General features: G+C 73.0%; 13 protein-coding genes. 10 read left to right on the forward strand and 3 right to left on the reverse strand.

Features of this window, described 5'->3' with window-relative positions; all coding sequences use genetic code 11:
- Positions 1-145: 145 nt before the first annotated feature.
- The 3 genes from OG206_RS07525 to OG206_RS07535 all read right to left on the reverse strand — a co-directional run bounded on the left by OG206_RS07525 (position 146) and on the right by OG206_RS07535 (position 2,011).
- Positions 146-547: a hypothetical protein gene (locus OG206_RS07525; RefSeq protein ID WP_327113546.1), complete on the reverse strand. Its 402-nt coding sequence runs from the start codon at positions 545-547 to the stop codon at positions 146-148.
- 241 nt (positions 548-788) lie between these two features.
- Positions 789-1,775, reverse strand: coding sequence for a hypothetical protein (locus OG206_RS07530; RefSeq protein ID WP_327113548.1), 987 nt, complete (start codon positions 1,773-1,775; stop codon positions 789-791).
- The gene (locus tag OG206_RS07535; RefSeq protein ID WP_327113550.1) at positions 1,772-2,011 is read right to left on the reverse strand and encodes a tautomerase family protein; all 240 of its coding nucleotides are present in this window, start codon (positions 2,009-2,011) and stop codon (positions 1,772-1,774) included. The genes OG206_RS07530 and OG206_RS07535 overlap by 4 nt, the downstream gene beginning before the upstream one ends.
- Before the next feature lie 270 nt (positions 2,012-2,281).
- Here OG206_RS07535 and epsC point away from each other — a divergent pair, with 270 nt between their 5' ends.
- The 10 genes from epsC (at position 2,282) to OG206_RS07585 (ending at position 13,022) form a co-directional block, all read left to right on the forward strand.
- On the forward strand, positions 2,282-2,992 hold the full coding sequence (gene epsC / locus OG206_RS07540) for a serine O-acetyltransferase EpsC (protein WP_327113552.1): 711 nt from the start codon (positions 2,282-2,284) through the stop codon (positions 2,990-2,992).
- A 74-nt stretch (positions 2,993-3,066) separates the two neighbouring features.
- Entirely contained in the window at positions 3,067-4,050 is a 984-nt protein-coding gene (locus OG206_RS07545; protein ID WP_327113554.1) for a PLP-dependent cysteine synthase family protein, read from the forward strand.
- A 2-nt stretch (positions 4,051-4,052) separates the two neighbouring features.
- A complete protein-coding gene (locus OG206_RS07550) occupies positions 4,053-4,601 on the forward strand; it encodes a cupin domain-containing protein (RefSeq protein WP_327113556.1) in 549 nt (182 codons plus the stop codon).
- A gap of 63 nt (positions 4,602-4,664) precedes the next feature.
- Positions 4,665-5,615, forward strand: a complete 951-nt coding sequence (locus OG206_RS07555; RefSeq protein ID WP_327113558.1) for a DMT family transporter — start codon at positions 4,665-4,667, stop codon at positions 5,613-5,615.
- A gap of 287 nt (positions 5,616-5,902) precedes the next feature.
- Complete coding sequence (locus OG206_RS07560) at positions 5,903-6,751, forward strand: cupin domain-containing protein (RefSeq protein WP_327113560.1); 849 nt, start codon at positions 5,903-5,905, stop codon at positions 6,749-6,751.
- A gap of 8 nt (positions 6,752-6,759) precedes the next feature.
- Positions 6,760-8,616 (forward strand): asparagine synthase (glutamine-hydrolyzing), encoded by a 1,857-nt coding sequence (gene asnB / locus OG206_RS07565; protein WP_327113562.1) that lies wholly within the window; start codon positions 6,760-6,762, stop codon positions 8,614-8,616.
- Positions 8,613-9,716, forward strand: coding sequence for a PrpF domain-containing protein (locus tag OG206_RS07570; protein WP_327113564.1), 1,104 nt, complete (start codon positions 8,613-8,615; stop codon positions 9,714-9,716). The genes asnB and OG206_RS07570 overlap by 4 nt, the downstream gene beginning before the upstream one ends.
- On the forward strand, positions 9,695-10,930 hold the full coding sequence (locus OG206_RS07575) for an acyl-CoA dehydrogenase family protein (protein WP_327113566.1): 1,236 nt from the start codon (positions 9,695-9,697) through the stop codon (positions 10,928-10,930). The genes OG206_RS07570 and OG206_RS07575 overlap by 22 nt, the downstream gene beginning before the upstream one ends.
- Positions 10,918-12,399, forward strand: coding sequence for a dihydroorotase (locus OG206_RS07580; RefSeq protein WP_327113568.1), 1,482 nt, complete (start codon positions 10,918-10,920; stop codon positions 12,397-12,399). Before OG206_RS07575 ends, OG206_RS07580 begins: the two co-directional genes overlap by 13 nt.
- Positions 12,396-13,022 carry a flavin reductase family protein gene (locus OG206_RS07585; protein ID WP_327113570.1) on the forward strand — a complete coding sequence of 209 codons (627 nt, stop codon included), beginning with the start codon at positions 12,396-12,398 and terminating at the stop codon, positions 13,020-13,022. The genes OG206_RS07580 and OG206_RS07585 overlap by 4 nt, the downstream gene beginning before the upstream one ends.
- Positions 13,023-13,055 lie beyond the last annotated feature (33 nt).

The following is a 13,055-nucleotide window of genomic DNA, read 5'->3' on the forward strand; positions in this document are numbered from 1 at the left end:
GGAACCCCTGTGCGGTCGCGTACTCCGGATCCCGGCGGACGCTCGTCGGCACGGACGCGGATGCCCCGCTCCCGTGGTGGGGAGCAGGGCATCCGCTGGACAGGCACCGAGGTGTGAGGGCCATCAGGCAGGGGGCGAACCAGGATCAGGCCGCGAGGTTGGGCCCCTCACCCGAGACGGGCGCGACGTTGGGGCCCTCGCCGGACGCGTTGGGGCCCTCGCCGGACGTCGGAGCGATGTTGGGACCCTCGCCGGATGTGGGCACGAGGTCCGGACCCTCACCCGAGGTCGGCGCGACGTTGGGCCCCTCACCCGAGACGGGCACGAGGTTCGGGCCCTCACCCGAGGTCGGCGCGATGTTCGGACCCTCACCGGACACCGGCGCGATGTTCGGGCCCTCGCCGCTGTCCGTGACATGCGCGATGGTGACCGCGGAAGCGTGCGCCGTGCGGTCCGTCGTGGCCTCTGCGGCGACCGCGCCGCCGGCCCCCAGCGTGAGGACGGCCGCCGTGACGATTCCCGCGAACGTGAGCGCCGTGTTCCGCATCTGATTTCCCGCCTTCTGATGTGTCCTGCCTGGGCTTTCCTGCTGACAGGAACGACATTCGCGGGACCCGCTCCCGGCCTGTTCCACATCCGCTACCGGTCTGCGCGGCCCGAAGGGAACGGAGCGGGAAACCACCTCGCACACAGGGGAAGAGCGCTGGTGGAGGGCCTCTGGATCCGGGATGCGCGAAGGGCGCGCCGGCCCGGCCGGCAGGCCCCGCGCGACACGGGGGTGTACGGGCTCAGGCCAGCCGGTCGCGAACGGCCGCGGTCCGGCCGGTGAGTTCGGCAGGCGTGAGGGCCGTCACCAGCACGTGCCCGTCCCGCAGTTCCCGTACGCCGGCCAGCAGCGTGATGTCGTGGGGCACGTCGTCCGGACAGGGCAGCGGTACGGCCGCCGCGCAGCCGACGAGCACCGGCGCCTCCATCGGCTTCCCCGCCAGGGCGCGCACCAGTTCCCGCTCGGGCGCCAGCCCCGTCGTGAGCTCGATGAGCCGGGACACGGGCCGGCTCGCCTGCCGCGTGAGCGCGTTGATGATGCGGGGGCCTCGACCGGTGTGCGCGATACGGGTGAAGGCGTATCCGAACTCGTAACCCGCGAGGTCGAGCAGTCCGGTGGCCAGGGCCCTGATCTCGGCCTCCTCCTGGCCCGTGAGCGGGGCCGGGAAGGTATGGAGGGGAGCGTGCGCGGGGCGGGTGACGTCGTCGCCCGGCCCACCACCGGAGGCCGCCGGTCCCCCCGGGTCCCCGGTCGTGTCCGTACGGCGCAGCTCGACGATGCCGGTGACCCGGTGCATCCCTTCCGCCGTCAGCGTCTCCACGCCGTATTCGATGTCGTGGGCGGGCGATGGCTCCCAGGACCCCGCGGGCAGCGCGACCGCCTCCCACTGGGGGCCGCTGCGGGTCAGCAGGCCCCGGATCTCGGAGGGGTCGGCCAGCAGCCGGGCCACGGCGGCCGGGTTCGGGGACAGGCCGAGGTGTTCGGCCGTCTCCAGTACGGCCGGCAGGGCGCTCGCCTCTCCGCAGGCGATGAGCCTGCTCACCCGGTGGGTGCGGGCGAGGTCGACGAGGTGCTCGCGGAGCGCGTCGTCGTCCCGGAACCCGGTCGTGTCGGTGAGGGTCAGGACGTCGAAGCCGGCCTCCGTCGCCTCCGCCACCAGACGGGGTGACGGGGCGACGAGGAGGATCCGCCTCGGATCGGGGTGACCGGATCCTGCTGGTGACGTCATGGCCGTGCGCCCGTGTCCTGTGGGGTGGGGGCGTCGGTGGGGGTATCCGCCAGGAGGACGTCGGCGAGCACGCCGCCCTTCCCCCAGTGGCCGGGTTCCACGTCCCGCACGATGACGGTGACGGCCTCCTTGGGGCACCCCGCTATGCGGGACACGCTGGCGGTCAGCTCACTGACCAGCTCCTCACGTTGGGCACGGTCGTTGCCTTTCCACCAGTCCACGGAAATCACGGGCACGGGAAGCTCCTCTGCTCGATGTCTGACGAGTCGGTGTGCGAGGTGGCGGTCGCACCCCCGGCTCCGGACTCCGGGAAGCCGGTGTCCGGCGGGGGTGGTCTCCGGCGAGTGTGGATGTGCCCGTTCCCGTTCGTTTCCCGCCACGTTCCCTCCTCGTTCCGGCCCGGCCGCCGGGGGCCGGAGGGGAGGGAACGGGCCGGGACTCCGGCGGGAAGGCGGACCGGCAGGCTCTGTCCCAGTCAAGAGGCCCGCCCCGCCACTGGAGCCACGATGAGCCTGCTCAGTCCGACGAAACCGGAGCCGAATCCGGTCCCCGGCCCCGCGTCCGGCACCGCCCCCGAGGGGGGCCCCGGGACGACGGGCGCAACCCCCGCCTCCCCCACCCCGCGTCTTCTGCGCACGCTTCGCGAGGACCTCCACGTCGTCGTCGCACGGGACCCGTCCGTGCGGGGCACGAAGGAGGCCGTGCTCCATCCCGCCCTCACCGCGCTGTGGGCGCACCGGGTCGCCCACCGCATGCACGGCAGAAGGATGCGGATGCCGGCCCGGCTGCTCGCCCGGTGGGCGAGGCGGGTGACGGCCGTCGAGATCCATCCGGGCGCCGTGCTGGGACGCCGGGTGTTCATCGACCACGGTGCCGGCGTGGTGATCGGCGAGACCGCCGTGGTCGGCGACGACGTGACGATGTACCACCAGGTCACCCTGGGTGCGGTCGGCTGGTGGAGCGACAACAAGCGGCCGGAGGGCGACCGCCGCCACCCCGTCGTCGGCAGCGGAGTCGTCCTCGGTGCCAACTGCACGGTCCTCGGGCCGGTGACCGTCGGGGACCGCGCGGTCATCGGCGCGCAGGCCCTCGTCAACAAGGACGTCCCCGGCGGTGCGCGGGTGCTCGCGCCCACCGCCGTCATCAAGGAGCCGGGCCGCAAGCCGGAACTGATGGAGGACGTGTTCACCGTCATCGCCTCCGCGGGCTCCTGGTGACGCTCCAGGCCTCCGTGCACCCGTACGCCCTCACCGGCTCCACCCACTCCCCCGACTCCTCCCGATTGCGAGAGATGAGAACCGTGACGACCACCGCACAGGCCCCCCTGGCCCCCATCGCCCCCGTCCGCCCCGCGGTCGCCTCCCGCGTCGAGGACCTGGTCGGATCCACCCCGCTGCTGGAACTGCGCCTGCGGGATCTGGCTCCCGGCGCCCGCGTGCTGGCGAAGCTGGAGTCCGCCAACCCGATGTCCTCCAGCAAGGACCGTGCGGCCCTCTACATGCTGCGCGCCGCCGAGGACCGCGGCGACCTCCCGCCCGGCGGCACCGTCATCGAGGCCACCTCCGGCAACACCGGCATCTCGCTGGCCGCCTTCGCCGCCTCCCGCGGTTACCGCTGTGTGATCGTGCTGCCGGACAACGCCACCACCGAACGGGTCAAGCTGCTGCGGGCCTTCGGGGCGGAGATCGTCCAGACGCCGAGCGCGCTCGGCTACCCGGGTGCGATCGCCGAGGCCGAGCGGCTCCACGCCGCCACCCTCGGTTCCTGGTTCCCGTGCCAGCACGAGAACCAGGACAACGTCCGCGCGCACTACGAGACCACGGGCCCCGAGATCCACTCCGCCGTCGCCTCGACCGGCCGCCGCATCGCCGCCTTCGTGTGCGCGGTTGGCACCGGCGGCACCCTGACCGGCGTCGCCCGCCACCTCAAGGAGCAGGACCCGGACGTGAGGGTGATAGCCGTCGAGCCGGAGAAGTCGCCGATCCTCTCCCAGGGGTACGCGGGCCAGCACCGCATCCCCGGACTCAACGGCGGTTTCGTCGCCGACACCACCGACGTCACGCTCATCGACGAGGTACTCGCCGTCTCCGACGAGGACGCGCTCCTCACCGCACGGCGGCTCGCCCGCGGCCAGGGCCTGTTCGCCGGGGTCTCCTCCGGTGCGGCCACCTGTGCCGCCGAACTGATCGCCCGTAGGCCGGAGTTCGCCGACAGCCTCGTGGTGACGCTGCTACCGGACACCGGGGAGCGCTACCTGAGCATGTGGGAGGCCTGAGCATGAGTCACGCGATGTTCCGGGCGTACGCCGACGCGGTGAAGGCCGAGATCGGGGTGGCCACGACCACCCGTTTCATCGCCCTGGCGGAGACGACCGACGGCCGCTTCGGACTCTTCCACCACTCGATGCTCCCGGGCGCCGGGGGTGCCGACCCGCACTACCACTCCCGGATCTCCGAGTCCTTCTACGTGCTGTCGGGCGAGGTGCGCCTGCACGACGGAACCGGTTGGCGCACCGCCAGGGCGGGCGACTTCCTGCACGTGCCGGAGAACGCCGTGCACGGCTTCCGCAACGAGAGCGGCTCCCTCGCGGAGATGCTGATCCTCTTCACGCCGGCGGAGCACCGGGAGGGCTACTTCCAGGGCCTGGCGGATCTGCTCGCCGACGGCAACCGCCCGTCCCGCGAGGCGATGGTCGCCCTGATGGAGAAGTACGACCAGTACGAGGTCGAAGCCCCCGACACGGACCACGACCACCCGCACTCCCGTGAAGACGGGGCCGGCCACCACCACGGCCCCGGCGACACCCACACGCGTGTTCACGCCTGACCGGACCGGCTGCACCCGCACCCCCCGGACCCCCGCCTCATCCTCGACGAGGAGAAACCCGTCATGAACCTCACCAACTGGGGCCGCTTCGGCCTCCTGGCCGCCCTGTGGGGCTGCAGCTTCGCCTTCATCAAGATGTCGCTGGAGGCGTTCGCCCCGCTCCAGCTCGCCTCCGGCCGTCTGATCGTCGGCACGCTCGTCGTCCTGGCGATCCTGGCCCTGAAGCGGCTGAGCCTGCCCTCCCGCACACTCTGGGGACACATCGCCGTAGCTTCGGTCTTCGGAAACGTCATCCCCTTCACCCTCTTCGCCATCGGTGAGCAGCACACCACCGCGACCACCGCCGGAGTCATCCAGGGCGCGACGCCGCTCATCACGATGGGCGTCGCGGCCCTCGCGCTCTCCGAGGAGCGGCCGACGACCCGCAAGGTGGTGGGTCTGATCGGCGGGTTCATCGGTCTGGTCGTGGTCGTCGGGCCGTGGAACACCGACGGGTTCGGCACCCTCGGCGGTCAGCTGGCCTGTGTCGGCGCCGCGGCGAGCTACGCCGTCAGCTTCGTGTACGTGCGCCGCTTCATCGGACCCCACAAGCTGCCGGCCCTGTCGGTGACCGCCGCCCAGCTCGGCTCCGCCGCCGTCATCACCGTGGTGGTGACCACCTTCATGACCGGCTGGACTCTGCACGGCGACCTCACCGCCAAGCCGCTGCTCGCCCTGCTGGTACTCGGCGCCGCCTCCACCGGTCTCGCGTTCGCCCTGCTCAACCGGCTGATCGCGGACGCCGGTCCGACGACGGCGTCCGGGGTGAACTACCTCGTGCCGGTGTTCTCGGTGGTCGTCGGTGTGCTCGCCCTCGGTGAGCCGCTGACGTGGAACGTGCCGGTGGGAGGCATCGTCGTCATCGCGGCGCTCGCGCTGGCCGAGGGCCGCATCTCCGCCCTGTCCAGGCGGACGGAGGCCGCGCCGCCCGCACCTGCGGCGCCTGCCCCCGTACCGGAGAAGGCCGCCTCGTAGGCAGCCGCGCGCACAGCGCACCACACCGAGCCGGGGCCGGCGCGGACACCCTTCCGGGTGCCTGCGCCGGCCCCGGCTCGTTGCCGCGCCACGACGTATCAACTCGGCTTTTTGGCAAGCGAGTTGATGTTCCTGGGTGATCCGGGACGCTTCCCGGTCATGTCCCTCGCACGGGTAGCGGAGCGGGAGTGCGCCGGGATCGCCCGGAGCGAGCCTGGGGTCACAGGACGAGGGGAAGCACCGAACCCTCTTCGCTCCCTCCCCCACCCTCAAGGAGCACACCGCACATGCACGCATCCACTTCGGGAACCCTCGCGGCGATCCCCCTCGGGGACGCCCGCATCATCGCCTCCGCCGCATTCGACTTCGCCCCGCTGCCCGGCCGGCGGACCATGCTCGCGACCCCGGTGAGCCCCGCCGCCGGCGCCACTCACGTCACTCTGCACGTCGTGCGCGTCGCGGCGGGCGAGTCCTTCACCCCGGAGAGGAGCACCGAGGAGGAGAACACCGTGGTCGTCTTCTCCGGCCTGGGCACCGCGACGGTCGGCTCCCGCAGCCACGGTGTGGCCCGCGGCCACGCCGTGTACGCACCCACCGGGCAGTCCCTGACCCTTACCGCCGACGCGCAGGTCCCGGCCGCCGGCGGCGAGGGCGGCCTGACCGCCTACGTCTGGCGCACCCCCCTGGCCGCCGGACGCCGTCCCGGCACGGACCCCGAGCCGTTCTCCAGCCTCTGGGACGAGACGACCCAGCTGCGCGGCTTCGGCGGCACCGGCCAGATCACCCCGGACGCCGACCGCGCCACCATGAACTTCGTCTTCTGGCCCGGCAACGGCAGCAGCCAGCTGTGTCTGCACTGCGGCATCCAGCAGCCGGGCCAGACCTTCAACGTCCACCTGCACCCCGACAGCGACGAGGCGTTCATCGCCTTCGAGGGCATCGGGCAGATGTACCTGCGCGACCGCTGGATCGACGTCGAGGCCGGGGACGTCCTGTACGCCGCGCCCGGCGTCCTGCACGGCGCGCGCAACCCGCACACCGGCCCCGAGGCCCGGCGCTTCGTGACCTGCGGCGGCCCCAGCCCGTACGACCCGGCGCTCTACTCCGCCGCCGGCCTCTCCTCCGACGTCAGGTGATCTGAGCCATGTGCCGCATCCACGGATCCTTCCACGCCCGCACCACCGCCCAGGAAATGCGCGACGTCGCCGCCCTCCAGCACCACGGCGGGCCCGACGCCCAGTCCTTCGCCCAGCACTCCGGCTGGGCACTCGGCAACAACCGGCTGTCGATCATGGACCCCGAGGGCGGCGCCCAGCCGTACCGCCTCGGTGAGATCACCGTCGTCTTCAACGGCGAGCTCTACAACCACGACCGGCTGCGCACCGAACTCATACGGCAGGGCTTCCACTTCGAGGACCGCTGCGACGGCTCGATCCTGCCGGCGCTGTACCTCACCTACGGCGAACGGTTCGCCGAACAACTGGACGGCATGTTCTCCGTGGCCGTCATGGACCTGCGCTCCGCCCCGCGTCTGGTGATCGCCACCGACGCCTCCGGCATGAAGCCCCTCTACTACCACTGGGAGGAGCGCAGCGGCCGGTTCCACTTCGCCTCGGAGCTCCCCGCGCTGCTCGGCTTCACCGACGTACGCCCCTACGAGGACGAACTGGGTCTGCACACCTACCTGTCGGCGAAGACGCCCTTCGGCCAGCGCACCATGTTCCAGGGCATCGACGTGCTGCCGCCGGCCGCCACCGCGGTCGTCACCCGCGAGGAGGGCCTGCACCTCACCACCCGGCGGATGGGGTACGAGAGCGCGCCCCCGGTCCGCGAGGAGCGCAGTCTCGCGCAGACGGGCGGAGAGCTGCGGGATCTGCTGGCCCGCGAAGTGTCCAGGCTGCTGATCGCGGACGCCCCGGTCGCGGCGATCACCTCCGGCGGTCTCGACTCCAGCCTGGTCACCGCGCTCGCCGCCCGGACCCTGCGGGACCGCGGGGCGTCCGGCGCCCTGCACACCTTCAACATCGCCTACACGGGCGACTGGCCGGGCGACGAGCGTGTCTTCGCCGACGAGGTGTCACGGCACACCGGCACCGTCCACCACCAGGTGGAGATCGACCCGGCCACCTTCCCCGACCTGATGGGCGACGTCGTACGGCATCTGGGCCAGCCCAACGCCGACCCGATCACGCTCAGCACCTTCTCGCTCTTCCGGGCGGTCCGCGACGCGGGGTTCAAGGTCGCCCTCACCGGCGACGCGGCCGACGAACTCTTCGGCGGGTACTCGCGCATGACGCAGGCCGTCGCCGCGCCCGAGGGCTCGGACTGGGCCGGCGCCTATCTCGACCACCTCGCCGCCGTGCCGCGTTCCCTGCGCGATCACCTGTACACCGGTGACTACGCCGCCCGGGTGCGCTCCCACGGGACGGCCATGCCGCCCGGCCTCACCGAGACGCTCGCGCACGGCGCGGGCAGCCGTCTCCAGCGGATCTCCCGCATCGAGCAGCGCTACCGGCTGCCCGCCTACCACCTGCGCCGTGTCGACCACCTGTCGATGGCGAGCTCCGTGGAGGCCAGGCTGCCGTTCTGCCAGCCGAGCATCGTGCGCTACGCGGCGACGCTGCCCGACCACCACCGCACCGTCCCCGGCACGGGTGTCAAGCGCGCTCTCTACCGGGCCGCGGACGGCCTGCTTCCGGACAGTGTCCTGAACCGCCCCAAGCAGCCGTTCACCCTGCCGATCACGGCGATGCTGGCCCCCGGGCAGCGGCTGTGGGCCATGGCCCGCGACGTGCTGTCCCCGCAGGCGCTGCGTGCCGACGGGAGGATGCGGTACGAGGCGGTGGACGCCCTGTTCGCCGAGCAGGCGGTCAAGCCGTCCGACCAGGTGTCACTGGCCCTGTGGGCGCTGATGTCGCATCAGATGTGGCGCACCGAGTTCTTCGGCGCGGCCGCCGGGGCCTCGCTGCGCACTCCGGAGCCGGCGGGGGCGGTCGTATGAACGTCTCCCTGGCCAAGGCGCACGGCGCGCCCTGCCCCACCGTCGTCCTGGACGGCCGTGTGTTCCCGGAGTCCGAGCCCGAACTGCTGGACGCGCTGGCCGGCCTACGGGCGGACCTGAGCGGGCAGGGCGCGGGCGACGTGCTGAAGAACGCGATCGTACGGCCCTCCCGCCACCCGTTGTTCGACCTCGACTACCGGTTCGTGCAGTCCCTCCCGCAGAGCCACGACAGCTTCGACCTACGCGGCTCCTGCGGTCACTCGATCCTGGCCGCCGTCGAGGCGGCGGCGCGCACCGGCATGATCCAGCCGCTCGTGCCGGGCTGCCGGGTCCGGGTCAACGTCCTGAACAACGGCGACAACGTGGTGTGCGAGACGGAGGAGACCTCCGACGGCGGCACCCGGTTCACCGCCCACTTCCTGTGCTCTCCACCCCTGAGGCTGCCCGAACTGCTGATGACGGGCGAGCCGGTCACGCACGTCCCCTTCGAAGGCCGTTCCGTTCCCGTGTCACTGGTGTCGATGGGCAACCCGTACGCCTTCGTCGACGCCTCCCACCTCGGGGTCGGCGGACCCGACGCGCTCTTCGCGGACGATCCGAGACTGTTCACCGCCATGACGCGGCTGCGGGTCGCGGTCTGCGAGTCGCAGGGGTGGGACACCTTCGGAGCCTTCCCGAAGATCGCCGCTCTGTTGCCGCAGGACGGCGGCGGACTGTTCGTACGGGCCGTGTCGGTCCCCTCGTGGCATCCCACGGTCGCCCTGACCGGTGCGATCTGCCTGGGTGCGGCCGCCGGGATCGTGGGCTCGGTGCCCTGGTCACTGGCCGGGACGTCGGCGCAGGACCCCGACGCCCTGCTGTCGGTGCGCACCCCCGGCGGGTGCGTGCGGGTCGCCGCCCACTCGACGCTCGGCCCCGACGACGTGCGCAGGCTCGCCTGGGTGTCGGTGGCCGAGAAGCAGGTCGACTACCGGGGGCTGCTGCCGCGTTCGCGGTCCGTCACCCCACGGACCGGCTCCGTCGCCGGGGACCGCACTCCCGTGCTCGCCACGTCCGACCACTCATCCGAGGAGACACCGTGGGTTCCGCTGACAGCCTGACCGCCGTGCGCGGGAGCACCGTGCCCCCCGCGCTCCCCGACACGTACGCCGACCCGTTCGTGGAGGCCGGCACCGCCCGGGGCCACGCCTTCCGTACCACCCCCCTCCTCCCTTCGCCCGAGGTGCTGAGCCGTCTGTCCGCGTGTGCCGAGGCGGCCGACCTCAGCGGGGAGCCCGACCGGGAGGCCGTCGCCGTGCTGCGCGAGAGCGGCCTGCTGGCGCTCGTCGTCCCCACGTCCCACGGCGGTGCCGGAGCGGACGCGGTGGCGCTCAACTCCTGTGTCGAACACGTCGCGTCGGTGAACGCCTCCGCCGCGATCATGCTCTTCCAGCACTGCGCCGTCACCAGCCGGATCGTGGAGAACGGCACCCCCGCCCAGCACCGCGAAGTCCTGCCCAGGCTGGCCGACGGCCGGTGGCTGGCGGCTTCCGCCTGGTCGGAGAGCGGAGCCGGTGCCGCCAAGAAGAACCTCTCGACCAGAGCCCACCGCACCACCGGCGGCGACTGGCTGCTCGACGGCGCCAAGTCCTTCACCACGAGCGCGGGGCTGGCCGACGTCTATCTGGTCCTGGCCCAGTCGCAGGAGGAATCCGCACCGTCCGCCTCGGCGCAGGACACCGGGTACGGCGCCGCCGGGCAGACGTTCTTCCTGATCCCCGGCGACCATGCGGGCCTGCTGCCCGACACCTCGATGCGGCTGGCCGGGATGCGCGGCTCCGCCACGGGGTTCGTGTCGGTGCGGGAGTGCCGCGTCCCCGACACCGCACGGCTGGGCGCGACGGGCGTCGCCGCGTCCATCATCGCCCGGGTCCGGGACAGCGGCGCGACGCTCGGCGCGGTCGCCGTCGGGATCGCCCAGGCGGCGCTCGACGCCGCGCACGAGCACGCGGCGCGGCGCGGGCTCTACGCCCACCAGGCGGTGCGCCACCGGCTGGTGGACCTGACGACCCAGGTCGAGACCGCCCGCGCGGTGGTGGAACGCGCCGGCCGCCGCACCTCGGCCGACCCCGGCCTGACCACCCTGCACTCCAAGCTGGCGGCCTCCGCGACGGCCGAGCGGGTCGTGGCGGACGTGGCGCAGTTCCTCGGCTCGGCGGGCTACGTCGAGACGCACCCGATCAACCGGTTCGGGCGCGACGCCCGTGCCGTCGCCCTGATGGGACCGACCAACGACCTCTGCAAGGAATTGGTGAGTCTGCCGTGGAACCGTTGAACACCGCCTCGTCCCGTATGTCCACGACCTCCCGTCACACCTCCGCCCCGGAGGCGGACCTGGTGGTGCAGGGGGGCCTGCTCGTCACCCCCGAGGGGGTCCGCGAGGGTGCCGTCGTCCTCCGCGACGGCCGCGTCGACTCCCTCGTCGCCCCCGGCGACCCGCTGCCCCCGGGGCCGCGCCTGGACGCCGCCGGCCGGTACGTCCTGCCGGGCCTCATCGACTCGCACGTGCACTTCCGCACTCCGGGTCTCGAACACAAGGAGACGTGGGAGAACGGCAGCCGTGCAGCTCTCGCGGGCGGCGTCACCACGGTGATGGACATGCCCAACACCCGCCCGCCGTCCCTCGACACGGCCTCCCTGCGGGCCAAGGCCGCCCTGATCGCCGGTCGGTCCTACGTGGACCACCGCTTCCACATGGGGGCCGACCCGGACCACCCGGAGGTCCTCGCCGGCCTGGACCCGGCGGTGGCGACCTCGGCGAAGGCCTTCATGGCCGGGCACCACACCGCGCCCGTGGTCTTCCGCGAGGCGCACCAGTTGGAGGCGGCCTTCGCGGCCGCCGCGCGCGGCGGCGTACGCCTCGTGCTGCACGCCGAGGACCAGCACGTCTTCGACCTGCTGGACTCCCGCGGCGGGGACCCCGAATCCTACGACGCGTACGAGCCGCACCGCCCACGCTCCGGGGCGATCGTGGCCGTCGCCAAGGTCGTGCACCTGGCCCGCACGTACGGCACCAAGGTGCACGTGCTGCACGTGTCGTCGGCGGAGGAGACCGACATGCTTGCGGCCGCGGCGGGCGAGGGGCTGCCGATCTCCTTCGAAGTCACCGGCCACCACCTGTCGTTCACCGACCACGACACCGCCCGGCGCGGACCGCGCACCCGGCTGTCCCCCGCCATCCGTGCCCCGCGCGACCGGGAACGCCTGTGGCAGGCGGTGCTCAGCGGCGAGGCCGCCACCATCGGCAGCGACCACGCCCCGCACACCGTCGAGGAGAAGAACCGTCCGCCGGCCGAGGCACCGCCCGGTCTGCCGGGCGTGCAGGAGCTCGCCGTGTCCGTGTGGACGGGCATGCTCGCCCGGGGCATCCAGGCCGACGCGGCGGCCGCGCACCTGGCCCGCCTGATGGGCTCGGGGCCGGCGGACCTGTTCGGGCTGGCGGGCAAGGGCCGTCTCGCGGTCGGCGCGGACGCCGACCTCGCGCTCCTCGATCCGGACGCGCGCTGGCAGCTGTCCGCGAAGCACGTGCAGTCCCTGTGCGGCTGGTCGGCGTACGAGGGCTGGATGTTCACCGGGCGGTTCACGACGGTGGTGACCGGCGGCCGCATCGCCTGGGACCTGGCCCGGGGGACGGTGGGTGAACCGCTCGGCCGATGGCTGCCGGGACCGGAGCGGCCTCGGCCCGCGGCGGTGCCGCCCGCCGTGGCGGAGCGCGAGCCGGAGCTGGAAGGGGCGTCCCGATGAGTGCCACGACTCTGCTCACGGAATCCGGCGCACCGTCCGCCGGCACGATGGGCGGCCGGGACCGCGAGGCACCGTCCGGCGGTGCCCGCCGGGCCCCCGAGGCGGCCGGTTCGGTCATGTCCCGCGACATCCCGGCCGACGAGTTCCGCGCGGCCATGGCCTCACTCGCCGCCCCGGTCACCGTCGTGACGTGCTACGACGACACGGGCAGCCCGCGGGGCCTGACGGCCAGTGCGGTGTCCTCATTGTCGCTGGACCCGCCGCTCCTGCTGGTCTGCCTGGACCGGGGCTCGCGCACCCACGACGTGCTGACCGGTGCGGCCGCCTTCACGGTCCATCTGCTCGGCCCGGAGAACGAGGCCCTGGCGAAGAAGTTCGCCGGCCCCACCGGACAGCGCTTCGAGGACGTCTCGCTCGCCACCGGGCCCGTCTCCCGCCATGCCCCGCAACTTGCCGACAGCGCACTGCGGTTGACGTGCGCGCGGCACGACGTGATCGAGGCGGGCGATCACACGATCCTGGTCGGCCGGGTCGCGGTCGCCGACTGCCTGGGCCGCCCGGCCGGTGGCCTGGTCTGGCACCACAGGGGCTTCGCCCACGCGCGGCCGGCGGAGGCACGCTGAGCGGGCGGGCGCGGTGCCGTCCGCGCTTCCGGC

The organism is Streptomyces sp. NBC_01341, assembly GCF_035946055.1.
GTDB lineage: Bacteria > Actinomycetota > Actinomycetes > Streptomycetales > Streptomycetaceae > Streptomyces.